Source organism: Acinetobacter sp. ANC 4973 (genome assembly GCF_002135275.1).
Lineage (GTDB): Bacteria > Pseudomonadota > Gammaproteobacteria > Pseudomonadales > Moraxellaceae > Acinetobacter > Acinetobacter kyonggiensis.
This window is the reverse complement of record NZ_NEGM01000002.1, coordinates 57,343-83,231: the sequence shown is the minus strand read 5'-3', so window position 1 is coordinate 83,231 and position 25,889 is coordinate 57,343. Positions and strand designations below refer to the sequence as shown.

Annotated in this window: 22 protein-coding genes; 6 read left to right on the top strand and 16 right to left on the bottom strand. The window is 39.5% G+C overall.

Annotated elements, in window-relative coordinates:
- Positions 1-202 precede the first annotated feature (202 nt).
- The 3 genes from tatC to B9T30_RS03320 are packed head-to-tail and all read right to left on the bottom strand — an operon-like array spanning position 203 to position 1,641.
- On the bottom strand, positions 203-973 hold the full coding sequence (gene tatC / locus B9T30_RS03330) for a twin-arginine translocase subunit TatC (protein WP_086183769.1): 771 nt from the start codon (positions 971-973) through the stop codon (positions 203-205).
- Positions 970-1,410 carry a Sec-independent protein translocase protein TatB gene (gene tatB / locus B9T30_RS03325; RefSeq protein ID WP_086183768.1) on the bottom strand — a complete coding sequence of 147 codons (441 nt, stop codon included), beginning with the start codon at positions 1,408-1,410 and terminating at the stop codon, positions 970-972. Before tatB ends, tatC begins: the two co-directional genes overlap by 4 nt.
- 12 nt (positions 1,411-1,422) lie before the next feature.
- Positions 1,423-1,641, bottom strand: coding sequence for a Sec-independent protein translocase subunit TatA (locus tag B9T30_RS03320; RefSeq protein WP_086183767.1), 219 nt, complete (start codon positions 1,639-1,641; stop codon positions 1,423-1,425).
- Positions 1,642-1,795: 154 nt separating this feature from the next.
- Between B9T30_RS03320 and B9T30_RS03315 the strand changes: the two genes are divergently transcribed.
- Positions 1,796-2,671, top strand: coding sequence for an AEC family transporter (locus tag B9T30_RS03315; RefSeq protein WP_086183766.1), 876 nt, complete (start codon positions 1,796-1,798; stop codon positions 2,669-2,671).
- Positions 2,672-2,861: 190 nt separating this feature from the next.
- Here B9T30_RS03315 and rdgB read toward each other — a convergent pair whose 3' ends face one another.
- Positions 2,862-3,491, bottom strand: coding sequence for an RdgB/HAM1 family non-canonical purine NTP pyrophosphatase (gene rdgB, locus B9T30_RS03310; RefSeq protein WP_086183765.1), 630 nt, complete (start codon positions 3,489-3,491; stop codon positions 2,862-2,864).
- A gap of 110 nt (positions 3,492-3,601) precedes the next feature.
- On the opposite strand from rdgB, the gene B9T30_RS03305 reads away from it, so the two are divergent.
- Entirely contained in the window at positions 3,602-4,195 is a 594-nt protein-coding gene (locus B9T30_RS03305; protein WP_086183764.1) for a hypothetical protein, read from the top strand.
- A gap of 13 nt (positions 4,196-4,208) precedes the next feature.
- On the opposite strand, the gene B9T30_RS03300 is transcribed toward B9T30_RS03305, so the two are convergent.
- From B9T30_RS03300 to B9T30_RS03255, 10 genes are all read right to left on the bottom strand, one after another.
- The gene (locus B9T30_RS03300) at positions 4,209-4,796 is read right to left on the bottom strand and encodes a tetratricopeptide repeat protein (protein ID WP_086164985.1); all 588 of its coding nucleotides are present in this window, start codon (positions 4,794-4,796) and stop codon (positions 4,209-4,211) included.
- Positions 4,793-5,386: a methionine biosynthesis protein MetW gene (metW, locus tag B9T30_RS03295; RefSeq protein ID WP_004649793.1), complete on the bottom strand. Its 594-nt coding sequence runs from the start codon at positions 5,384-5,386 to the stop codon at positions 4,793-4,795. The genes B9T30_RS03300 and metW overlap by 4 nt, the downstream gene beginning before the upstream one ends.
- Complete coding sequence (gene metX / locus B9T30_RS03290; protein WP_086183763.1) at positions 5,386-6,546, bottom strand: homoserine O-succinyltransferase MetX; 1,161 nt, start codon at positions 6,544-6,546, stop codon at positions 5,386-5,388. The genes metW and metX overlap by 1 nt, the downstream gene beginning before the upstream one ends.
- Before the next feature lie 102 nt (positions 6,547-6,648).
- Entirely contained in the window at positions 6,649-8,346 is a 1,698-nt protein-coding gene (leuA, locus tag B9T30_RS03285) for a 2-isopropylmalate synthase (protein ID WP_086183762.1), read from the bottom strand.
- A 285-nt stretch (positions 8,347-8,631) separates the two neighbouring features.
- Positions 8,632-9,735 (bottom strand): alpha-hydroxy acid oxidase, encoded by a 1,104-nt coding sequence (locus B9T30_RS03280; RefSeq protein WP_086183761.1) that lies wholly within the window; start codon positions 9,733-9,735, stop codon positions 8,632-8,634.
- Positions 9,732-10,415 (bottom strand): Fe2+-dependent dioxygenase, encoded by a 684-nt coding sequence (locus B9T30_RS03275; protein WP_086183760.1) that lies wholly within the window; start codon positions 10,413-10,415, stop codon positions 9,732-9,734. The genes B9T30_RS03280 and B9T30_RS03275 overlap by 4 nt, the downstream gene beginning before the upstream one ends.
- 114 nt (positions 10,416-10,529) lie before the next feature.
- Complete coding sequence (locus tag B9T30_RS03270; RefSeq protein WP_086183759.1) at positions 10,530-12,854, bottom strand: catecholate siderophore receptor Fiu; 2,325 nt, start codon at positions 12,852-12,854, stop codon at positions 10,530-10,532.
- Between the two features lie 379 nt (positions 12,855-13,233).
- A complete protein-coding gene (locus B9T30_RS03265) occupies positions 13,234-13,917 on the bottom strand; it encodes a Fe2+-dependent dioxygenase (protein WP_205666506.1) in 684 nt (227 codons plus the stop codon).
- Between the two features lie 103 nt (positions 13,918-14,020).
- Entirely contained in the window at positions 14,021-16,321 is a 2,301-nt protein-coding gene (locus B9T30_RS03260; RefSeq protein ID WP_086183757.1) for a TonB-dependent receptor, read from the bottom strand.
- 214 nt (positions 16,322-16,535) lie between these two features.
- Complete coding sequence (locus B9T30_RS03255; protein ID WP_086183756.1) at positions 16,536-18,725, bottom strand: TonB-dependent receptor domain-containing protein; 2,190 nt, start codon at positions 18,723-18,725, stop codon at positions 16,536-16,538.
- A gap of 281 nt (positions 18,726-19,006) precedes the next feature.
- On the opposite strand from B9T30_RS03255, the gene tig reads away from it, so the two are divergent.
- The 4 genes from tig (at position 19,007) to B9T30_RS03235 (ending at position 23,368) form a co-directional block, all read left to right on the top strand.
- The gene (gene tig / locus B9T30_RS03250) at positions 19,007-20,341 is read left to right on the top strand and encodes a trigger factor (RefSeq protein ID WP_086183755.1); all 1,335 of its coding nucleotides are present in this window, start codon (positions 19,007-19,009) and stop codon (positions 20,339-20,341) included.
- 192 nt (positions 20,342-20,533) lie between these two features.
- The gene (gene clpP / locus B9T30_RS03245; protein WP_004649780.1) at positions 20,534-21,139 is read left to right on the top strand and encodes an ATP-dependent Clp endopeptidase proteolytic subunit ClpP; all 606 of its coding nucleotides are present in this window, start codon (positions 20,534-20,536) and stop codon (positions 21,137-21,139) included.
- Between the two features lie 27 nt (positions 21,140-21,166).
- Positions 21,167-22,477 (top strand): ATP-dependent protease ATP-binding subunit ClpX, encoded by a 1,311-nt coding sequence (gene clpX / locus B9T30_RS03240; protein WP_004649779.1) that lies wholly within the window; start codon positions 21,167-21,169, stop codon positions 22,475-22,477.
- A 177-nt stretch (positions 22,478-22,654) separates the two neighbouring features.
- Positions 22,655-23,368, top strand: a complete 714-nt coding sequence (locus B9T30_RS03235; protein ID WP_086183754.1) for a DUF2846 domain-containing protein — start codon at positions 22,655-22,657, stop codon at positions 23,366-23,368.
- A 23-nt stretch (positions 23,369-23,391) separates the two neighbouring features.
- On the opposite strand, the gene B9T30_RS03230 is transcribed toward B9T30_RS03235, so the two are convergent.
- Both B9T30_RS03230 and B9T30_RS03225 read right to left on the bottom strand, forming a co-directional pair.
- Positions 23,392-23,922, bottom strand: coding sequence for a DUF2059 domain-containing protein (locus B9T30_RS03230; protein WP_086183753.1), 531 nt, complete (start codon positions 23,920-23,922; stop codon positions 23,392-23,394).
- A gap of 107 nt (positions 23,923-24,029) precedes the next feature.
- Positions 24,030-25,556, bottom strand: coding sequence for a fumarate hydratase (locus B9T30_RS03225; RefSeq protein WP_086164972.1), 1,527 nt, complete (start codon positions 25,554-25,556; stop codon positions 24,030-24,032).
- Positions 25,557-25,889: the final 333 nt, after the last annotated feature.

Sequence of the window (25,889 nt, the reverse complement as noted above, 5' to 3'; positions counted from 1 at the left end):
TAAAGTAATAAAAGTATTATTTAGTTCGTTATCGTGAATGATTGTATAAATAGTTAGTGACAGTTCTTTTACATTTTGAAGTCAGTTTAAAGACAGGTTTTATTTTAGTGAAAAGCAATGTTGTTTTTTATATTTATAAATAAAAACAATAACATGTGCTTTTAAAAGCACATGTTATTGTATGAAAAGTATATGTTGTTATTTAGGTGGCTTTTCGCTTTTCTAATAGTTTTCCTAGCAGTAACCCAACTTCAAATAACATCCACATTGGTACAGCCAACATAATCATTGAAATGGCATCAGGTGGTGTTACAAACATGGCAATGAAGAAGCAACCAACGACAATGAAACGGCGTTTTTCAACCAGACTTTGGGTACTGACAGCACCAATTAAAATTAAAATCAGAGTAATGATCGGGATTTCAAAAGTCAGACCGAACACTAAAAAGAGTTTTAAACAAAAACTTAAATAACTGTTGATATCCGTCATTGGAGCAACTGTTTCGGGCGAGACACTAATAAAGAAATGAAGAATACTGGGTAGCGTAATAAAATAGGCAAAGGCGATACCTAAATAAAATAATAAGATGCTACCGAACAATAATGGGACGGCAAGAAAGCGCTCTTTTTCATAAAGTGCAGGGCGTACAAAAGACCACAGTTGATAAATAATAAAAGGCATGGCCAACATCAGTGCGACAAATAAATTGAGCTTAAATGGCGCCATAAAGGTCGCTGTGACATCCGTTGCAATCATTGTAGATGTTGCTGGAAGTTGCTGTCTTAAAGGATCTGAGAGTAATTGATAGGTATAATTTCGAAAGGGTAATAAACAAAAAAACAAAAAAAGGATTACACCGACAATCTTAAAAAGATAGCGCCGTAATACCACTAAATGTTGCATAACGGGCATTTGTTCTAAATTTTCAGCTCCAGATTTCACGGAAGCTATAGGGAGTTGGCTTTGACTCATACGGCAATCTTCAATTGAGTAGGTGCTGTTTGGATTTCTAAAGGAATCAGTAATTTTGTCCAGTGACGCTGAATATAACCTTTAGAAAATGGAGTGAAGTCACTTCTTTCTAGCCATTGATAACTGTTAATCTGGTGTTTTTGGGTCTGTTGATCTTTAGCTGTATTGCTGTCATCGGTGTTTCGAATTGCATCGAGTTGTTGCTGCATCCGACGTTCAAGTTCGCTGATTTTATCAATTTCTTTTTGTATTTCTTCACGAAATTCAGAAAGGCGTAATTCTCGGTCAATTTCATTTTGAATATTGCCAATGAATTTTTTAATTTTGCCATACCACTTTGCAGCAAAACGCGCACCTTCAGGAAGTTTATCTGGCCCAAGAATTAACAATGCAATGATGGCAAAGCAAAGAAGTTCGGTTATTCCGATGTTCAGCATAAGGGAGTGCTCTTAGCTTTTTATAGAGTTTTCAGCATTTTTCACTTGAGCATCAATGGTGAGTGGCTCTTTAAGCCTAGCTTGTTCAGCTTCATCTTCCTTAATCGACTTTTTAAAATCTTTGACGGCGCCACCGACATCTTTACCTAAGTTTTTGAGTTTTGATGTACCAAATAATAAAATCACCACAATTGCGAAAATCACAACGTGCCAAATCGATAATCCTGCCATGTTCTTTACTCATTTTTTATTGAGTTCCATCTGAACATTTTGCCATGACAGCAATGTGACTGAAAAATTGCAGTTTAAAGACAAGCGAGATTAAACCTGCTGTTGTGCTTAATTCAGTGCTAGCATATTTAGGTGGAATATTTAGGATGATGTTGTGGCTTTGCTGTTACCACTTTTTGGCTTTTTATGTGGCTGGGGACTTGCTTCAAGCCAATTTTCAACAGGTTTAAAATCATTGTTTGCGAGCCTATTGGCACGGTTTTTTATTCCCGTCGTGATTATTTACAACATGGTGTTTTATCAAGCTGGCAGTTTGAGTTTGATGCTCTTTAGCTTTGTGGTCGCGGTGCTGCTGTTCTACTTTTTCCTTGCGCTGTCTAAAGATCAATTACGGGCTTTATGTTTTAGCTATGTGAATATGGCATGGCTGGGCTTTCCTTTTGCGATTGCTTTATTTGGCCCTGAAATTAGTGCACCAATGGTGGCTTTATATGTCGGAGGATCTATTTTTGGCAATATTTGGGCAGTCACCTCTGTTAGTTCAGACAAACAAGCCATCTCTGATATTGCAAAAAAAGTCATGCAATCATCTCCCATAATGGCATTAATTTTGGCATTGATCTGTCGAATATTGGGCGTACAGCATTTTGAACAACATCAATGGATAGATCTCATCTATAGCCTAGCTAAAATTGGCATGAGTTTTTCTGGCATGTGTGTGTTAGGGATGTGGTTGCAGCAAACCAAAGTGTATAAAAAAGATTTATTGCGCAGTAGCCGTGTGGCTATATTAAAACTGAGTTGTGGGGTGGTGCTGTGTGGACTGACGTATTGGTTAATTCCGATCCCGAATATTGAACACTATATTGGGGTCATGTTCTTATTGTTTTGTTTACCGCCAGCGGCCAATATTGTGGCGTTAGAAACCCACTATCAAGGAACGGGGACTTCAGCAAAGGATATTGCATCGGGTACGATGGTGAGCTGTGTCGTGGTGATGCTATACGCTGGGATATTGCATTTCTTTTAAAGCACAATCTTTCGTAATGCTGTTCACTTAAGGGTAATTCAAGGATTACTCATTTAAAAAATCTCCCCTCTTGCGAAGCAATGCTTCTCATCTTTGAAAAAGAGGGGGAGCTATCGAGAATTTAAAATAATTTCATATTCTTAAAACACCCTCCTTTGAAAAAGGAGGGTTGGGGAGGATTTAAAAATACTTAATGATTTCCTAAACTCGCTTTAAACAACTGCATCGCTTGCCCACGATGGCTGATTTTGTTTTTATCTTCTTTCGATATTTCTGCACTTGAAATTCCCAGTTCAGGCAACCAGAACAAAGGGTCATAACCAAAACCATTTTCACCACGTGCATGTTCTAAAACTTCACCGGCCCAAATGCCTTGGAAAATTTGTGGCAAGGGATCTTCAGCATGTTGCACCAAAGCCAATACACAGACGAACATGCCTTCAATCGCTTCGCCATCTTTACGCAGTGCTTTAAGGTCGGCTAACAGCTTTTCATTATTGGCCGCATCATCGCCATGTTCACCTGCATAGCGTGCAGAGTAGATGCCTGGTGCACCGCCAAGTACGGGAACACAAATACCAGAGTCATCGGCAATGGCTGGTTTACCTGAAATACGCGAGGCATGGCGGGCTTTAATAATGGCATTTTCAACAAAGCTTAATCCGTCTTCGATGGCATCATCAATGTTGAGTTTACCTTGAGCAATCACTTCAACAGGAAGATTAAGCCCAGCAAATAATTTTTCAAATTCAGCAATTTTCCCTTTGTTATTGCTGGCAAGGACTAAAGTCCCTTGAGATAACCATGCATTTGCAGACATTGTATTTGTGCTCATGAATTGAAAATGAAGGTCTATATTTTAACTGATTTTATAAAAGAGCATGTGAAGTTGGCTTATAATTGAAGTGAGAAATAAATATTAGTGTTGGCATGGTCACCATAACAATCGAACAGGATGAATTTTATCAATACATTATTGCTAAAAATGCCATGTATGATGTCGATGCTTTAAGTCAGGCCTTAGCCGATTATTTAGTTCATCACTTTTCGGCAGAATATAAATTTTATTTATTTTTATGTGACGCGACTTGGCAACCGAATAACAGAATTACTCATTATTATAAAATGTCTAAAAATAGAGAATATTCTCTATTATTTTCAGAGCAAAAAATCAAAGCAAATGAAATTCAGGTTTTGCAGCCAATCAATGAGCAACATGTAAAATATGTAACCTGTTTTAGTTTGGACACGAGCGAAATTTTTTCAGCTATTCACTTAAATGCCACACAGTTTTCAGGTGCTAGTTTTATTTTTATCGTGGAGCAAGATCAAAAAATCGTTTTAGATAAACAATTCACAAAAATGATATTTGATGCTGCACAGTTAGATCATCAGCACTTAAATTGGTGTGGATTAGAGTCATTTTGTTTAAAAAGTCTTTATCGACCGATGCAGAAGTGGCAAGGGGATGATGAAATTTCATTAAGATTAAATCATAAAAAAGCACCCGAAGGTGCTGTCTAGAATCAGTGCAATCTTATTGCGCTTGAATCCATTTGTCGGCACGGTCACGCGCCATACGAATTTGGTCTTGGCTTAAGTTTGCGGCCAAAGCAGTTTTCTTACCTTCAGACAGGGAAATCACTTTGTTGTCGAGCATGCCATCACGGGTTGAAAGCTCATACCATTGGTATGCACCCACGTAGTTTTTCTTTTGCTCTTCCATCATTGCGAGGTTAAAGCTGGCACGGTTGTCACCGTGGCTTGCTGCTTTTTCAAAATATTTACGGGCTAAAGTTTCGTCTCTTTTGGTGCCAACACCATCAGCCAGCATACGACCGACATTTAATTGCGCCGCAGAAAGACCCTGATCCGCAGCGGCTTTATACCAAGTAAAGGCTTGATTTTCATCTTGTTGAATGTCTTTGCCATGTTGGTATTTGGTCGCTAGATAGAATTGTGCACCCGCTTGACCAGATTTAGCGGCTTTAATCAGACTATTAATATCCATGACAGAATATTGTGCAGCCTGACTTGAAACAGAGGGTGTCGAGGCAACATAATCCGCATGGGCTTGAATGCTAAAAAATCCAACCAATAGTGTGCTGAGTAATATTTTTTTCATAGTGCGCTCACTCGATAAATAGCGACTTCACCAAACAGATTCGGAACATGTTTACTCAGTAAACTACCTTGTTGGTTCCCATTCACGGCGAGTCGATTAATAATCCGAATGTCATTTTCAGCACAAAGTGCTTCAAAATCACGGAAAGTACATAAGTGGATATTGGGTGTATTATACCACATGTAAGGTAAAGCATTTGAAACAGGCATCATTCCCTTTAAAGCCAAAAAAGAACGCGTCTTCCAGTGGGCAAAATTAGGAAAGGTGATAATGGCTTGTTTCCCTACACGCACCATATCACGCAATAATACGTCTGGTGCATCTACAGCTTGCAAAGCCTGTGCCATAACCACATAATCAAATGACTGGTCTGCAAAACGACTTAAACCAAGATTTAAGTCTTGTTGAATAATATTTAACCCTCGACTGACCGCAATTGCAATCTTTTCTTGATCAATTTCTAATCCATATGCACGAATATTGTGCTTTTTTCCCATATGTGCCAGCAGTTCGCCATCACCGCAACCGAGATCGAGCACGCTAGAGTCAGGTTTAATCCATGTTTCAGCAAGTTGATGGTCGATACGCATTACACAGTCTCCTTAGGTGTTGCTTTAAGGTGTTCTACGCCACCTAAAAATGCACGTAATGATTTCACGTAAAGCGGAATAGGGAATAAAAAGGAATCATGCCCTTGTTCTGCATCAATATCGACATAGCTGACCGGTTTATGATTGCTAATCAGTGCATCGACAATTTCTTGTGAACGCTGTGGGGTGAAACGCCAATCTGTGGTGAAGGAAACCACCAAGAAACGACATTTGGTGTTCGCCATCGCTTTGGTTAAAGACAGCTCATATTCACGTGCTGGATCAAAATAGTCCAAGGCTTTGGTCATAATGAGGTAAGTATTGGCATCAAAGTTACGGCTGAACTGTTCACCTTGATAGCGCAAATAACTTTCGACTTGGAATTCAACGTCAAAACCATACATAAATTTACCCGACTTTAAGTCGCGGCCAAATTTTTGTTTCATGGCTTCTTCAGATAAGTAGGTAATATGACCGACCATACGCGCCAAAATTAGGCCGCGTTTAGGATAGCTGTCATTTTCTAGATAGCGCCCGTTATAGAAGTCTGGATCAGATAAAATGGACTGCCGCGCAACTTCATTAAAGGCAATATTTTGTGCAGAGAGTTTCGGTGCACTGGCAATAATGACACAGTTTTTTAACCGATCAGGATAATCTACCGACCATTGCAAAGCCTGCATACCGCCCAGTGAGCCACCAATAATGGAATACCAAACCTCAATCCCTAAACGATCGGACAATAAGACTTGCGTTTTAACCCAGTCACGTACCGTCACCAATGGAAAATCTGGACCATAAGGACGATTGTCATTTTCAGGGTTGGGCGATATTGGCCCCGTTGAGCCACTGCAACCGCCAATATTATTCAGTGCCACCACAAAGAATTTAGACGTATCAATCGCTTTGCCCGGACCAATACAGGCATCCCACCAGCCTGCTTTTTTATCATCATCATGATGATAGCCTGCCGCATGATGATGCCCAGACAACGCATGGCAAATCAGAATGGCATTGGATTTGTCTGCATTGAGCGTACCGTAGGTTTCAACCATGATTTCGAAACGTGGCAAAACACGACCACATTCAAGCTCTAAAGGCTCTTCGAATTGGAACTTTTGTGGGAGAACGATGCCCACTGAGTCAGCTGGAAAAGACACAGGAATAATTCGCCTTAAATCTTTAGAATGTATAAATAAAAGGATACCACTTGAGTGGTATCCTTCTAAAGTCATTTTAGTGCTAAATATTATTGCTAATATTTATACCGCGGCTGCAATCACTTGGTCTGTGTTAAGTACACCTTGTTCAATCAAGCGGTTGGTACAGGCAATAATCGCTTCGATTGAAGAGGTCACGATGTTGTCATGCACCCCAGCACCAAATGCAGATTTACCTGTCCCTTTGATTTGAAGTTCGATCAAGGCCAAAGCTTTGGCATGTGCGCCAGAACTGATGCTACGTTCTTCATAACTTAAAACATCAATTGGCAATTGAAGTGCATTCAAAATTGCAGAAATTGGACCATTGCCTTCACCGCGCAATTGTTGTGTTTCACCATTCACATCAACATCAAGTTCAATCACTTGACAGCCATTTTCATCCGACAAGCGATAGTTTTTCACCGAATAATATGCATCTTTGGCAGCAACATAATTTTCTTTGAACAATGCCCAAATGTCTTGTGCAGTGACTTCTTTGGCTTGTTCATCGGTGACTTGTTGCACCGCTTGCGAGAATTCAATTTGTAAACGACGTGGCAACACCACGTTGTAACTAGATTCTAACAAGTAAGCGATTCCACCTTTACCTGACTGTGAATTGACACGAATCACCGCGTCATAGTCACGACCTAAATCTTTCGGGTCGATTGGCAAGTAAGGCATATCCCACATGTCTTGGTTCTTTTGGAATTCAAAGCCTTTTTTGATGGCATCTTGATGCGAACCAGAGAATGCAGTGAACACCAAGTCGCCAGCATATGGATGACGTGGATGTACAGGTAAGCCAGTACATTCTTCAATGGTGGCAATGATTTCATTAATGTTGGAGAAATCTAAGTTAGGTGCAACACCTTGGGTATACATATTTAAAGCAATTGCGGCAACGTCGACATTACCTGTACGTTCACCATTACCAAATACACAACCTTCAACGCGGTCTGCACCTGCCATAATGGCCAATTCAGAAGCGGCAATCCCACAACCACGGTCGTTATGACAATGTACAGAAATGATCACACCATCACGACGTTGAATGTTGCGGTGCATCCATTCAATTTGGTCGGCATAGACGTGCGGGCCTGAAACTTCAACCGTTGCAGGCAAGTTTAAGATGACTTTATTCTCTGGAGATGCTTCCCAAATTTCAGTGACCGCATCACAGACATCTTTCGCGACGTCTAATTCAGTTGCAGTAAAACATTCAGGGCTGTATTGGAAAATCCAGTCCGTATTTGGATATTGCGCTGCATATTCTTTGACTTTTGTCGCCGCATTCATGGCTAATTTTTTAGCGCCAGCAACATCAACATTCAAGACTTTTTCACGGAACGTCGGTGAGTTTGAATTGTAAATATGTACGATGGCACGTTTTGCACCAACTAAAGATTCAAAAGTACGCTCAATTAAATGATCACGTGCCTGAACCAAAACTTCAATATAAACGTCATCTGGAATATGATCTTCTTCAATCAATTTACGGGTGAAGTCAAAGTCAATTTGTGATGCAGAAGGGAAACCAATTTCAATATGTTTAAAGCCAATTTTTACCAACATTTGGAACATTTTGAATTTTTGTTCCATATCCATCGGTTCAAAAATTGCTTGGTTACCGTCACGAAGGTCTGTGCTCATCCAAATAGGCGCTTGATTAATTTCTTTATTCGGCCATTGACGATCTGGCAAGTCTACACGTTGATACATGCGACGATATTTTTTACTTGGATCAGCTAACATCATGAGGTAACTCCTTGTGCAGCATAAGTTGCTCGTATCTTGGGTAAAGGCAACTGCTTACTACTTATATAGATGGTGTCTATTGTATCGATTTACAAGTAATTTTCGGAGAATTTTCACCTAAAGTAGCATAAGTCTTATACGGTGGATTAAACACCTCATAAGCTTAAACACGCTTATCTTGTAAATGGATTAACTTGACCCTAATTCTAAAATAGAGTGCTTGGAAATAATTTCCTTATTTTGCAGTGTATGGTTGGATTAAGAAAAAAAATTCCTTTAAAAGTTTTATTTATGCAAAATATGTTCTTGATTAATGTCGTTGACGGTGGCTGTTCCCATTAAAGCCATGGTAATCTCAAATTCTTCCTTTAAAATTTTAAGCACATGCGCCACGCCTAAAGCGCCTGCGGTTGCCAGTCCATAAATATAAGGACGACCAATACATACGGCTGTCGCACCTAAAGCTATGGCTTTGAACACGTCTGAACCACGACGAATACCACCATCTAAAATTAAAGGGAAATCTGTAGGGACGACTTTCTTGATCAGTTGCAAAGCAGTGAGCGGGGAAATACACGTGTCTAAGACTCGACCGCCATGATTAGAAATAATCAGTCCTTGCACACCGTATTGCAGCGCAAGTTTGGCATCTTGAGGATGGATAATGCCTTTTAAAATCACGGGTAAGGAGGTGTGTGCAATGATCCATTCAATATCCTTCCATTTTGGTGCAATCTGCATTAAGCCATTAAATACAGGGTGTTGATTTTCACCTATTTCAGGCAATGGAATATGCGTGGGTGTATGTGGATGCTGCATGCCTTCAGGCAGTTGAAAAAATACCCGTCGTTCACGATCCCGAATGCCTGTATGCGGTGAATCAACGGTAATGACGAGGGCTTTAAAGTTTTGTTGTTCTGCCAGCTTGACCAATGCCAGTGATTTTTCACGATCACCTTGCCAATATAACTGAAACCATTTGTATGGGTTGTCTATCTTTAGACTACGCATATCGGTATTGCTAAAATTACTTAAAATAAGATTGCTTTCAAGTACTTCAGCAGCCAAAGCCGTAGCAAGTTCTGCTTCAGGATGAAATTGTTGCTGATGTCCAATCGGGGCTAAAAAAATAGGATGAGGGAACTTTTGCCCCAAAATTTCACAGGCTGTATGACCTTGGGTTAGGTCATTTAAATGCCTTGGAATGAGTTGTATTGTTTTAAATTGATCAAGATTGTCTTGCACACTCAATTCATCCATCGATCCGCCCTGTAAGTAGTGCCAGACCATAGTTGGAAGGTGTTGCTGTGCTTGTTTTTCGTAGTCTGCAATGGTTTGTAAATAAGCCGGAATTTGTTTTAAAGGGGCGAGGGGCGTAAAAGCGTTCATAGGTCACCCCATTGGCGTAATAAATTATGATAATGACTGGTCAAATGGATGATCTCTTCTGAATCACCGACCTGTTGGCGTAGCTTCATAATGGTCATATCAAGGTCAAACAACATGCTACGCTGCCAGTCATCTTTCACCATGCTTTGTAACCATGTAAATGCAGCAACCCGTTTGCCCGCAGTAACCGCTTCAACCCGATGTAAACTGGTCGCAGGGTAGAGAATGGCATCACCTGCATCCAATTTAACTTCATGGCTGCCATAATGATCTTCAACCACCAGTTCACCGCCTTCATATTCATCGGGTTCAGATAAAAATAGGGTGATGGAGACATCAGTTCGAATCGGCTGTCCAGTTGCTGTTGAATATTGCACTGCACTATCAACATGGTTGCCATAACTGCCGTCATGTTGATAACAATTAAATAAGGGTGCAAGAATATGTTTCGGTAATCCAGCGGATTTGACCAGCGAATTTTGTTGTATAGCGTGCAATATTTTTGGGGAAAGAGATTGATAAATGATGCTATTCACATCAATTTGTAGATTCTGTTTAATTTTTTGCGCTTGAATGCCAGCACTGTGTTGTCCATGAATCCATGCCTGACTGGTATCTAATTGCTGACGTAATTCAGTCACTTGTTGTTTGGTCAAAACTTCAGGAATATGTAACATCATTAGGCTTATCAACCTTCCTTAAATGGGTTGAATTCAAAAATAAAAATGTAGTGCATTACGCATAACACACTACATTTATACTCAATTTTGTCAGCTTAATTAAGCTTAAGTGTCTTAAAACTTATAATTAAACGTCAGTGCTGCTGAACGTGGTTGGCCCATCACTAAACGTGCGCCACTATTATTTAGCGTACTAATGTATTCTTTATCTGCAAGGTTATAGATGTTGAGGTTTAATGATGCTTTATCATTTAAGGTATAGCCTAACAATGCATCAAATACCATATAGCTTGGAATGACTGGCATGTTCGTCGTTGCCGTTGAACCAGGAGTAATTGAGCGTTTTTGTTCATCAACATAACGTGCACCTAGGCCCGCTCTAAATCCAGCAACACTATAAGTCGTCCATAGCGTTGCGGTCCAGTCTGGAGACCAGCGTACTGCATTGTTTTCGGTCCAAACTTTAGTGGTTGCATTATAAGTCTGCTGATTTTCTTGTTCGCTATCCATAAGAGCAACACCTGCTGATACATTCCATGCACGGGTAATTTGTCCTACTGCACCAAGTTCTAAACCTTTAACTGTGGTTTTCCCTTCTGGAATATATTGTAAGGTAATCGGATCTTGCGTAATTTGATTTTCATTTTCAGTATGATAGGCCGCCGCAGTTAAGATGAGCTTATCTTCATTGAAGGTCCATTTCGTGCCAACTTCGTAATGATGGGTTTCTTGCGGTTTGGTTGATGGATTATTGGTTACGTTGGTTGTAGAGTTTGAAGCACTGTTTAATACGAACCCAGTTCCTGGCGGTGTTAGTGATTTTGCATAAGATGTATAAACACTACTTGCTGTTGTTGGTTTAAATACACCACCGAGTTTCCAGCTGACTAACGTGCCATGCGTGCTCAAATTGCTTGGCGTTTTAGTCACGGCTAAAGTTGTAGCATCGGTTACAACGGTTAATGCATCTGCTTCAGTATCATAATAGTCAACGCGCACGCCGCCATTCAGTTGAAAACGCTCGCCAAACTTAAGTGTGTCAAATAAATAGGCTGCTACAGTATCTGTTTTTCCATTCGCATAAGCTCCAGTATAAACGAGGTCTGGCAAGATTTGATAAGGATCGGGAGAGTACAAATTTGCTGATGGAATTGTTGGCGCTGCCTGTCCTGGAGTTTGTACATTTAAGGTATTATTAAACTGTTCCTCTCGTAACAGCTCTAAACCAGCGACAAGATCGTGTTCAACAAAACCAGTTTTAGCCTTGATGTTGAGCGTAGTTTGGTTGGTGAGGATTTTATTTTCTTGATCAACCCCTTGACGCGTGCGCACTACAGACCATGAATTTGGATCTTTAGGGGTCGCAAGATTGCTAATCACCAAACCATTAACACCTGTTAATACGCGATCCATTTCAGTTTTGCCAAATCTAGAAATGTTGGTGAGTTTGATATTTTCGTTCAGATCACTTTCAATTTTTGCTGTGAACATGTCAGCATCAACATCTTCATGATCATTAATATTACCGTAAAAAGTTTCGCGATCTACAGGTTCCGCAGCATTGACTGCGGCATTAATGATGTCACGCTGTGCCTGCGTTAGTTTTGCATCGGTATTATTGTAATAAAAGCCTTTCATGCCGATGGTTGGAATACCACCATCAGGAATATTACGTTGGCGAACATGCTGCGAATATAAGTAAAAACGTGTATCGCTGTCTAAACCGAATGCAATCGAAGGGGCAATGGCGTAGCTGTTATTTTCGACATAATCACGGCCATCTATACCACCTTCCTGACCCATTACGTTTAAACGAATCGCTGTTCCTGTAGAAAGTGCTTGGTTAATATCTGCAGTGAGGCGTGAATGTTTAGCAGTATTATACGTTGCAGAGACTTCCTGACTATTTTCTAAATGAGGAAGCTTACTGACTAAATTGATATATCCACCCGCACCACCACGACCAGCTTCTGCACCAGAAGGGCCTTTAACCACTTCAATTTGTTCTAGATTATAGATATCACGACTGATCGCACCAATATCACGGATACCATCTAGATAAATCGAGTTTTTAGTATCGAAACCACGCATCTGGAAAGAATCTCCCGCGCTGGTATTGCCGTTTTCACCCAGTTGCAAAGTAATCCCCGGTGTATTACGCAATGCTTCTGTTAAAGAGGTTGCCCCTTGTTCTTTTAATAATTCTTTTTTGATGACTGAGATTGTTTGCGGTGTATCGACCAGTGGTTGAGTATATTTCGGTGAACTGACGGCATTTGCTTTATATTTATTTTCGACTTCAGATTGAACTGTAATTTTTGGTAGAACCGTTGTCTCATCTTTAATAGGTGTTGCCGCATGGGTCATAAGGGGGAGAGATGCAGCTAAAGCAACCAATGGAGCTGTTCTATTGTGTTTACGGCTTTTAATCTGTGTCATTGTGGGTAATCCCTAATATCGTATATGACAGAATTTCCTTACTGCCTGCAACTTTTGAGCTGCTGCAAAATAGCAGTAAATATGGAGGTATTGTTATAGCGAGTAACAATTGATGCGAATTCTAGTGATAATAGTTATCATTAACAATGTTATTTCTTTGAAATAGAACGATTTGATGATGGAAATAATGTTTAAATGAGACTTAGTGATTTAAGAAAACAATCGTGATAGGTGAAAGGTAAACTAAATTTTATATAGAAATAAATCGAATGGTAAAATATATAAAAACCAATATCTTAGTAAGTTAATGAAAAGAAATTAAATATTCTGGAGTTAATGAAAATAATCTCCAGAATTGGATTTATTAAATAAATTTTTCTTAAAGTTCTGCCCATTTTCGCATCAAGTTGTGATACAGATTGGTGAGTTTAACCACTTCCTCGTGTTGATCACCCAGTTGCATCCGTAGGTTTTGAATAGATTGGTCTAAATTAAATAACATATGGCGCTCAGCATCATCACGAATCATGCTTTGTACCCAAAAAAATGAAGCAAATCGTGTCCCACGAATAATACTGCTCACTTCGTGTAAGCTGGTTGCAGGGTAGAGAACGACATCGCCAGCAGGTAGTTTGACTTCATGATATCCATAGGTATCTTCGATGACTAAATCACCGCCTTCATATTCTTCAGGCTCACTCAAGAAAAGTGTACAAGATAGATCTGTTCGCATTTGTTGGGCGGTGCCACGAATTAGTCGAATAGAGTTGTCGACGTGAAAGCCAAAACTTTCATGCTCATCATAGCGGTTAAATAGAGGTGGAATAATCTGGCATGGAAGTGCAGCAGCTTGGAAAACTGGATTTTTCCAAATGGCCTGAATCACCAGTTCACTTAAATGATGCGTCAAAGGATCTTGTTCTGATAGTTGCTGATTTTGCTTCACTGAAGCGGAAAGGGTTCCTGCTGTAACTTTTCCTCCAACCCAGTTTGCTGTTTCCATCATTTGACGAAATTCAGCCACTTGCTCTTTCGATAATACATTTGGAATGTGATGAATCACAGGGAACATCCTTTTGAATAGATTTTTATAAAAAAATAGCCTCTTAAAGAGGCTATTTTATAGGAGTTTTATAAATCCCATAATTTAATTATGGGATTTTATTTTAATATTTGAAGTTAATTGCAAGAACCGCATTACGGCCATTGCCTTCAAATGCATAGTGAGCCGCATGTGCACTGGTAAAGTATTGTTTATCAGAAATGTTATTTACATTTAACTGAACATTTACATTACGGTTTACATCATATTTCGCCATGGCATTGTAAATGGTGTAAGTCGGTAAGTATTTTGGCGCAGTTGTATTTACAAATACTTGGTCACGGTATTCGGCACCAGCACCTAGCGTTAACTTTGGTAGAACTTTATATGTTGACCATAAAGTAGCACTGTTTTTAGCAACAAATGGAAGCGGTTTGCCTTCTTGAGCAATTGCATTATAGGCTGCTTCAGTGATTTCACTGTCGAGATAGCTATAACCTGTAGAGACTTCCCACTTGTTGGTGATTTTACCATTTAAGCTCACTTCGAAGCCATCAACTTTACTTTCCCCAGCATTTGCAGAGGTGGTTGAGTCAATTTGAATGCGTGTATTTTGCTTTTCGGTACGGAAAATGGCGGCGGTTAAGTTGGCACGATTATTAAATAAGTCCCATTTGGTTCCAATTTCAAATGTACGTGCTTCCTCTGGCTTAAGCGCATTAACAATATCGGTTGTACCAAGCGCATTATCACTACTATCACCTTCAGCCAGTACACCTACAGGGTTTGCAGAAGTTGCAAAACTTGCGTAAATGCTACCATTTTCAGTCGGCTTGTAGACTAGACCAGCTTGATAAGTGAAAAAGTCTGAGTCACTTTCATAAATAGTGCCCTTAGGAATGCTGATCGTTGAGTTGTAGGCCCCAGCAGTTGTTCCATAGACATCTTGATTGTATTTTTTCTCAGTTTCGAATTTATCCCAACGAACGCCTAAGTTTAAGAGCCATTGTGGGTTAAATTCAATGCTGTCTAAAGCATAGATAGATGCTGTTTGGCTGCGAGTAGTGGACTGCCCTTTAATACTTCCGACAGTATCAGTAAATGCGCCATTGCCTGGATTGTTTAAACTGGTACACCAGCCATTGAGGGCAGCGGCAGTTGAGTCACAAGAGTTGATATTAGACGTTAAAATTGTAGAGGTTGTTTGTCCTGCCGCATTGGTAAAGGTATACATCCCTTGATCTGTGTCTTGTAAGCTCCATTCAGTCCCGACATTAAAAGAATGTTTCAATGTACCAGTATTGAATTTACCTCTTAAAGAAAGCTGATCACTATAAGCATCAGTATCTAAGATTCGGCTTAAAGCACGACGAGCAACAGTCCCTCTATAAATATTTCCTTTAGAGTCATCCGCATTGGTATACACATAATCAGACTTAGATTTGTTATAAGTTGCGATGTTGGACAGCGTTAGATTTTCATTGAAGTCATGCTCTAACTTGAATGTACCAATTTGATTTTCACGTTTGTCAAAATCACGCGCTTTCCAACCGTAGTAAGTGCCTGCTTTAACACTTACAGGTTTACCATCACCCGGTGTTACAGTTACCCCAGGAGGAGGAGTGGTTGGGGTTGCGTTGTTAAACGGAATGCCTGCATCAGGCTCATCATTGCTACGTAAGTAGTAATAACCGACAGAACCACGAGTGTCAGAACCAAGACCAAATGCTAGGCTGGTAGCAATCCCTGCACGGGCATATTCTGCACCAGTACTTTGTCCTGCTTTTTCATTTTCATGTCCCATCACGACAACACGACCGGCCATACCGTTGCCGAAATCTTTATTCGCATCCAGTTGAATATGACGATAGCTATCAGTGCCGCCTTGTACGCTACCTTGGTAAGTATCGCCTTCATGTGCAACTTTTGGAATCAGGTTGATACTTCCACCAACGCTACCGCCACCACCAAGGGTAGAAGATGAACCTTTAATGACTTCAACTTGTTCAATCGCGAACATGTCTCGACTTTGTGATGTGGTATTTCGAACACCATCGACATAAATAGATGATTGGCCACTATAACCACGAATATAAGGCATATCTGTAAATGGTGTACCACCTTCACCAGCACCTAAAGTAATGCCAGGTTCATAACGTAATGCTTCTAATAGTGTATTTGAATTGGTTTCTTTAAGTAATTTTTGCGAAAGAATAGAAACGGATTTTGGGGTATCCAGAAGGGGAGCGACAAATTTTGAATTTGCAGATTGATCTACTTTTAGACTTTGTTCTGTTGTAGCTTGAGTGTGAATAGTATCAAGTTGAGCAACTTGATCTTGTGCAATTGCATTACCAGCGATAACTGAAAGTGATGACACAATCGCAGAAGATACGAATTTTTTGCGTGTTTTAATGAAGGCCATTTCTAACTCAAAATGTGTACTGTGAAAATGTATGAGAATAATAATGATTCTTATTTTTTATCACTATTGATAAAGATTGGAATTGACGATTCTCAACATAAAATAAAACGGAATATTAGATGGAATAATGTAACAAATTGTAATTAAGTACTTGATTGTGTTGTTATATAGGAAAACCCTGCATAAGCAGGGTTTTTTATGGGGATTTTAAATATTAAAATTTAAAGGTGGTGCTGAACTGAACGCGACGGCCTTCTTGGGTGTTGCTATAACGATTGTAGTAGCCAGTTCCTACTTTTTCATAGTCATTAAAGTCTTTGTCAAAGACATTATATAAAGCTACACCTACATCCCAATTGTCATTTACATTAAAATTAGATCCAATATGAAATAAACCATAGGATTTAAAGTCACCTAAAGTATTGTAAACGCTCTTTTCTGTAGCTGTCATATTTTCATATGATTTTAAATAACGTGTTCTTTCACTACGATATTCACCACGTGCCCAGAGTTGAATATTGTCATCGGCTTGCCATTTGAGTGAGGCATTCAATATGTGTTCAGGCGTATCAGTTAGGGATGGATTTCCTAGAGCCGCATCTTTGATTTCAGTTTCTGTCCAAGTGTAATTCATCCCTAGTTTCCAACTAGGAGCGAATTCCCAATTGAACCCCGTTTCAATACCATAGACGTCAGCTTTTTCAGCATTTACTGGTCGAGTAATATTCCACGCTCGTGTTCCTGTATCACCCGCTTGCATTTGCCAAGGCGTACCAACGCTCGCCATAAGCTTTTCACACTCAGTTTTACTTGCTGGTATTGCTGCATCACAGGTTGTCTCACCCGCACCTGTCAAGATTTTATCTTCAACCTGACTATAGAACGCAGTAATATTGGCATCAAAGTTAGAAGTATTATTAAAATAAGTCCCAAACTCTAAATTCTTACTGGTTTCTGGCTTTAAATTAGAACTGCCAAAAAGAGGAATTCGACCTTGACCACCCACATTATAAATACCATCGGTTAAGCGTTCTAAGCGTGGTGCTTTATAGCCTTCGCTATAACCGCCTTTCAATGTCCAATTATCATTGGCATTCCAAACTAAATAAGCTCGTGGTGTCCAGAAATCACCAAAAGTATCATGGTTGTCATAACGTAAACCCAGTGTCAAAGCCAATTGATCTGTCAATGCCCATGTATCTTCAGCAAATAAACCAATTTGTTCAAAAGAGACTTCTTTGTTTGCACGTAAACCATCTTTAATACTTGCTTCCCACCATTGTCCACCAAAAGTCATATTGTGACCTTGGATGGCTTGGGTCGTAAATTTACTATCAATGGTTGTATCTTCACTTTCCAACAGGCGAGGTGATACAACCATTGAACCGCCTTGTGCACGAGAAGGAATTAAACGTCCAATCGTTTCTGTCTGAGTGTTGCTGATACTCGATTCAAGTGTTCCAACTTTGTTGCGCCATGTATGCGCTAAAATAACTTTATCTCGGTTAAATTCTTTTGCTTCATCATATCCACCATTCGCACCTAAGGTTCCTAATTGTCCCTTACTGTTATCGTACCATTGCTCTGTTTGTTCATATTCAACAGATAAATCATGATCATCTGTAGGTGTTAGGGTTAAGCGCACACCAATGGTTTCTAAATCCGATTTAGTTGGATTTTGCCCCATATTTAATTCGACATCTTGATCACTTTCATCCAAATATCCAACATTTGATTGGTCACGCTCAGCTTTTCGTGCACGAAGTTGAATACCGAGTAAATCTTTAACAAGAGGGCCAGATACGAAAGCATCTACAGCGCGTTGATTGCCGAAATCAGAACTATTCGGAAGTACTGTGCCTTCTAAGGTGACAGCACCCGTCCATACTGGTGAAACTTTTTTAGTAATAATATTGACTACGCCACCCATTGCATCTGAACCATAAAGCGTAGATGCAGGGCCACGAATCACTTCAATTCGTTCAATTGCTGATATGGGTGGAATAAAACTATTATTGGATTCTCCAAATCCATTGGGTGAAATATCGCCAGTACTATTCTGTCTACGTCCATCGACTAAAACTAAGGTATATTCTGAATCCATTCCCCGAATACGAATGTTTAAACCACCTGTTTTTCCAGCCGTAGGGCTAATATCAACGCCTTCTACATCCACTAAAGCATCGGCAATCGAATTAATTCGTTTATTTTTTAAATCTTCTGCTGTAATCACCGTGATAGAAGCAGGAGCATCTTTAATTTTTTGTTCATAACCTGCCGCGGACACCACAATGGTCGAAAGCTGATGTTTAGAAGAAGGCTCTATTTCAGTATTGGCAAAAACAGAAGCGGAGGTCATTCCTAGAATAGCGATGCTAAGCGGACGAAGGTTGAACTTACTCATAAAATAGAATTCCAAAGATGGACGAGATAAATAATTGAAAACAAATAAGATAAAAAACAAACAACTTAATAGTAATGATAAAGTTTATCATTTGCAATAAAAAATATACAAAAGTGCCACTTATGGATAAAGAAGGGAGTTTTGTTTACATAAAACGTAGATTTTATTGAGGGAAAGCGTAAAAATAGTGGTTAAATTATCCTGCTTTGTATATCTTGCAATGTTGTCATATAATGTGGCACTTTCAAAATTGCAATTACTATTTCTATATCGAGGAAGCCATGCAAGTAACTTCTGAAGCGGTTTCGGGCGTTGCCCGTCGTTTAAATGTATCTGTACCGACGAGCCGTGTGAACGAGCAATTTGAAGCTCGTTTAAAACGCACTGCCAAAACTGCGAAGATCAACGGCTTCCGTCCAGGTAAAGTGCCTTTAAATGTTGTACGTCGTGAATATGGCGCAGGTATTTATCAAGAAGTTGTGAACGATGTAATTCGTGACACAGTTTTCGAAGCAATTCAGCAAGAAAAAATCAATGCTGTTGGTATGCCAAACATTGATAAAGTTGAAAACAAAGACGACGCTCTTGTTTATCAAGCAACTGTAGAAGTTTATCCAGAAGTTGAAGTAAACGCATTTGACGCTTTGGAAATTGAACGTAAAAAATCTGAAGTTAACGACAAAGACGTTGACCAAATGATTGAAAACCTTCAAAAGCAACGTGCAGCTTGGGCTGAAACAAAAGGCATGGCTAAAAAAGACATGCAAGTGACTTTTGATTTCGAAGGCACTGTTGACGGTGAAAAGTTTGAAGGCGGTACTGCTGAAGACTTTAAACTTGTTTTAGGTTCAGGTCGTATGATTCCGGGCTTCGAAGACGGTATCGTTGGTATGAAGAAAGGCGAAGAGAAAGTAATTGACGTTACTTTCCCTGAAGACTACCAAGCTGAAAACCTTGCAGGTAAAGCTGCACAGTTTAAAATTACTGTTAAACTTGTTGAAAAACAAAAACTTCCAGAAATTGATGCTGAATTCTTAAAAATCTTTGGTTTAACTGAAGAAGAAGGCGTTGAAAAATTAAAAGCTGACGTTCGCAAAAACATGGAACGTGAAGTAATGAACGGTCTTCGTAATCAAGTTAAAGCTGCAACATTTGATGCACTTGTAGCTGCGAACGAAGTTGAAGTTCCTGCTGCTATGTTGTCTCAAGAAATTGACCGTCAACGTCAACAAATGATCCAACAATTCACGCAACAGTTTGGTGCTCAAGGTGCGCAAGCATTTGACAGCAGCATGCTTCCAGATGACTTGTTCAAAGAACAAGCTGAGAAAGCTGTTAAACTTGGCGTATTGGTCAGCAAAGTTTTAGCTGATGCTAAAATTGAAGTTGATCCAGCGCGTGTTGAAGCGTATATCAATGACATGGCTTCTTCTTATGAAGATCCAACTGAAGTGATTGAATACTTCAAAAATGACAAACAACAACGTGCTCAAATCGAAGCTGTAGTATTAGAAGATCAAATCGTTGATCACATTTTAGCTGCTGCTAAAGTGACTAATACAGATGTTAGCTACGAAGAATTGTTGAAAGAACAACAAGCTCGCCAACAAGGCTAAGCTGAGTTAATCTAAAAAAAGGCGCATCATGCGCCTTTTTTTATGTATCGGTTTATATTAAACATGGCCTGAATTCACAATGTTTATATAAAAAATATCTGTTATTTAATTGGGAATATTTTGCAATTTCGGCAATTATCCCTCATATTGTGATTATGAGTTGAGTAACAAAAATTTAGGAATAAATAACGTATGTATGTTCCAACAATTGATAACGCTTTAGTACCAATGGTCGTAGAACAATCTTCTCGTGGTGAGCGTTCTTTTGATATTTTCTCACGTCTTTTACGTGAACGTGTCATCTTTTTGACTGGTGAAGTCGAAGACAACATGGCAAATTTAATTGTTGCTCAGATGTTGTTTTTAGAAGCAGAGAACCCAGATAAAGATATACACCTTTACATTAATTCACCAGGTGGGTCTGTAACTGCGGGTATGGCAATTTATGACACCATGCAGTTTATTAAACCTGATGTGGTGACGTACTGTATGGGACAAGCAGCATCAATGGGTGCCTTCTTGCTCAATGCAGGCGCCAAAGGTAAACGTTATTGCTTAGAAAATGCACGTGTGATGATTCACCAACCACTCGGTGGCTTCCGTGGTCAAGCATCAGATATTGAAATTCATGCACGTGAAATTCTATTCATTAAAGAACGTTTAAATCGTTTAATGGCTGAACATAGTGGTCAAGACTATGAACGTTTAGCGCAAGATACCGATCGTGATAACTTTATGACAGCTCAGGCTGCGAAAGAATACGGTCTCGTGGATGAAGTTTTAAGCAAACGTCCATAATTTTCAGATTTTAATATTGGAGTGAATATGTCCGAACATCCTCAAGGACAAAAGCATTGTTCATTTTGCGGTAAAACGCAGTCTGAAGTCGGGAAACTGATTGCAGGTGAGGACGCGTACATCTGTAATGAGTGTGTGGACGTATGCTTAGATTTAGTCCAAACCAGTCAACAAGTTGAATCGAGTGATTGGGCAACTAAGCCTTTGCCTAAACCACATGAAATTCGTGCTGCGCTCGATCAATATGTGATTGGGCAAGATGTTGCGAAAAAAACATTGTCAGTTGCGGTGTATAACCATTATAAGCGTTTAAAAGTCACTAATTCAGGTCATAAACCTGACGATGCTGTAGAACTTGCGAAAAGTAATATTTTACTTGTAGGCCCAACAGGTTCAGGTAAGACTTTATTGGCACAAACTTTAGCGCGTCTTTTAGATGTTCCTTTTGCGATGGCTGATGCGACAACATTAACCGAAGCAGGTTATGTCGGTGAAGACGTTGAAAACATTGTACAAAAGCTTCTACAAAAAGCCGATTATGATGTAGAAAAAGCGCAAAAGGGCATTATCTATATCGATGAAATCGACAAGATTACCCGTAAGTCTGAGAACCCATCTATTACTCGTGATGTATCGGGTGAAGGTGTTCAACAAGCATTATTGAAAATGATCGAAGGTACGGTGGCTTCAATTCCTCCTCAAGGTGGTCGTAAGCATCCGCAACAAGAGTTCATTCAAATTGATACTTCAAATATCCTGTTTATTTGTGGTGGTGCATTTTCGGGTCTTGAGAAAATTGTGCAGCAACGTCAGGAAAAAGGCGGTATTGGTTTCACAGCAGATGTGAAGAAAAAAGACGAAACTAAAAAATTGTCTGATTTATTCCGTCAAGTGGAAGCCAATGACTTGGTGAAATTTGGTTTAATTCCAGAATTCATTGGTCGTTTACCTGTGATTGCAACATTGGAAGAGTTAGATGAAGAAGCACTAATGCAGATTCTAACTGAGCCTAAAAATGCCTTAACACGCCAATACCAATATTTATTCGGTATGGAAAATGTTGATTTGGTATTTGAAGATTCGGCATTACGTGCTGTTGCGAAAAAAGCATTAGAGCGTAATACAGGTGCACGCGGTCTGCGTTCAATTCTGGAAAATTCTTTACTTGAAACCATGTATGATTTACCAAGCCGTACCGATGTAGGTACTGTGGTGGTGAATGATGCGGTGATTAATGCTGGAGAGAAACCAGAATTAAAACCAGAACGTCAGCCAAAAACAGAAACCGAAGCTGCGCCTAAAGTAGATTTAAAGGTGATTAACTCTAAATCTGCTTAATTCGCTATTCGTCTGAAACGTGCGGAAAACTTGAGTTTTCGCACGTTTTTTATTTCCAAAAATAATATCGAGTGTTAATCTCAACTGCTAGGCGTGGATGCCTAAAGACAATCAATTTATCGAAAAATTAATTGCTTAATTCGTACAAAAATAAAAAATACGCGGTGAGGGAAAATCATGCGTGAAGTCTGTATTGCCATTTGTGCAAGTTTTGTTTTACTGGGATGTCATGGTAAATCTGCTATTGAACATACTCAAGTAACATCAACCTTAAAACCTGTGAATACTGAACATGAACCGGGTATGTTAGAGCAATACCGTTTTGGTATGTTTACCATCGGTGGTTGGGTTAATCAAACACCCGGACAGCGCTTCCATCCTGTACATGCACAAAATGATCAGGCTGCAATCGTGTATATGTACCGTCCTGATAGCAAATGGAACCGTCAAGAAATAGTCGCCTCCAGTCTTTTTATGAATAGTGAACGCATTCCCAGTTTGTTAAATAATCATTATTACTGGGTTGAGTTACCTGCGGGGACTTATCGTCTATCGACCAGCCGTCCGCTGGGAGTGCAACATTTTCAAAAGCCGAAATATTTAGATTTTACTGTAGATGCGGGACAAACTTATTTTATTAAATACGATGAGGAAAACCTCAGTACGCGTCGTGAAGTTTCAGGCCCTTTAATGATTGTGCCTGAAAAAACAGGCTTAAATGAAATTGCATTTACCCAGTGGAAATCTGAAAGTTTTAATTTTGTCGCAAATGATCAAAATACTGGAAAAGTACGCAAAAAAGCGCAAAAACTTAAACCAGTAAAATATGATCCAGCGGATGATGTGCAGTTGACACAACCGTTTAAACTCTGGAACCCCACAACATGGTGATGGGGTTATTTTGATTTTTTATTTTATTTAAACAAAGGTTTTAGAATTTTTTCAACGTGTTGATTGATTTCTTTTTGCGTTGCAGGATCTTGCATCATTGCAGTAGACATTTCGATGCTATTACGCATGATTTCAGCCATCATTTTGCCACATTTTTTGTTAATCGATTGCCCAATCGGTGTTTCTAAAAATTGGATATTGGCTAAAACCTCTTCTTCTGTGAAGGTTTGCATATATACATTTTTAAGCATTTGTAAAAATTTGGGATCGGAAATGAGTTTCTGACTAAAGGAAGCCGTAACATCTGCAATTTGTTTGGCTGCTTTTTGTTGTTCAGCATTTAACTGCTGTATTTTAAAAAGATTTCTAATGATTTCTTCGGCTTGCTGGTCATAGATTGGACGCGTGTCTTGTTGTGATTGTGCCAATGTTCCGCTAATGTCACTCAGTTTAAGGGCTTTTTCTACTGATGCTTCTGTGGCAGGTTGAGCAAAGGTGCTGAAACTTAGACTGCATAATGCGATGCTATAAAGCAGTTGGTTTAGTTTTTTCATCGTATTTTTAGTATCTATTGATTGGAAAGTGTAAAAATTAGGCAAAAAAACACCCTTAACATAACTTTAGCATGTTAAGGGTGTTGAAAAAAAGTAAAACTTATTGCTTAGCCTGCAGCAGCATCTACCACAGGGATTTTACCAATTTTTGCTTGCCAGATTTTTGGTGCAGTGGCATGGATAGACGTACCATTCACGTCAACCGCAACCGATACAGGCATATCTTCAACCACAAATTTGTAGATTGCTTCCATACCCAAGTCAGCAAAAGCAACAACTTCAGCTTGACGTACTGCTTTAGAAACTAAGTACGCAGCACCACCAACAGCCATTAGGTAAGTTGCTTTGTTGTCTTTAATCGCTTCAATAGCCGTTGGACCACGGTCTGCTTTACCAATCATGCCGTACAAGCCCGTTGCTTCTAAAACTTGACGGGTGAATTTGTCCATACGTGTTGCAGTTGTTGGACCAGCAGGACCAACCACTTCATCGCCAATCGGATCGACTGGACCTACGTAGTAAATGAATTTACCTTTAAGATCAACTGGAAGCTCTTCACCGTTATCTAGCATTTCACACATACGTTTATGTGCAGCGTCACGACCAGTATAGATTGTACCGTTAAGCAATAAAGTATCGCCCGGCTGCCAAGAATTCATTTCTTCTTGAGTGATGTTGTCTAGATCAACACGTTTAGAGGTTGAAGAATCCCAAGTTACAGCAGGATAGTCAGACAATTTAGGTGCTTGAATATGCGCAATACCTGAACCATCTAACTGGAAATGTGCATGACGTGTTGCAGCACAGTTCGGAATCATACCAACGGGTTTGCCCGCAGCATGACATGGATAATCTTTGATTTTAATATCCAGAACAGTGGTTAAACCGCCAAGACCTTGTGCACCAATACCCAAAGCATTTACTTTTTCGAAGATCTCAATACGGAGTTCTTCCATTTTGCTTTGTGGACCACGACGAAGCAATTCGTCCATGTTGATTTCTTCCATCAATGCTTCTTTAGCAAGCATCATGGCTTTTTCAGCAGTACCACCAATACCAATACCCAACATACCCGGTGGACACCAGCCTGCACCCATGGTTGGAACAGTTTTAAGTACCCAATCCACAATAGAGTCAGATGGATTCAACATCGCCAATTTAGATTTATTTTCTGAACCGCCACCTTTGGCAGCCACAGTAATATCGACTTTGTTACCCGGTACGAGTTTGTAGTGAATCACGGCAGGGGTGTTGTCTTTGGTATTTTTACGACCAAAAGCAGGATCGGCTAAAACAGATGCACGAAGAATGTTCGAGTTTTCTAGGTAACCCTGACGTACACCTTCGTTAATTGCGTCATCTAGGCTCATGGTTAAATCAAATTTAACGTCTAAACCCACTTCAAGAAATACGTTAACAATCCCTGTATCTTGGCAGATCGGGCGATGACCTTCTGCACACATACGAGAGTTAATTAAGATTTGTGCAATAGCATCTTTTGCGGCTTTGTTCTCTTCACGATCATAAGCACGGCTCATCGCTTGGATAAAGTCTTGTGGATGATAGTAAGAAATGAACTGAAGCGCATCTTTTACTGATGTGATCAAGTCATCTTGCTTGATAATAGTTGTCATATCAAATATCTCTTGAGCGGGCTGTTAGCTAGCGGGCTAAATTATAAGATAAAAAGCAAGTTTTGTGGGTATTTTGACTGCTTTTTGGGCGAAAGTTTAATAGGCAATTTCAACTGAAGATTGATGCCATTTTTATGGTATTTTTTGTCATTGATAGAATGAAAAGTGGTCATATTTCAATATGAGGATGGTATTTAAAGCTCAAATTAAGATGTGTTAAATGTATTTTTTATCTATATCTTTTTGAAAGTTAAAATATTATTTCTGATTATGTGGAATATGACAGTGTTGTCATAATATTGTCATAAAACTTTTACATAATTATTTAATTAA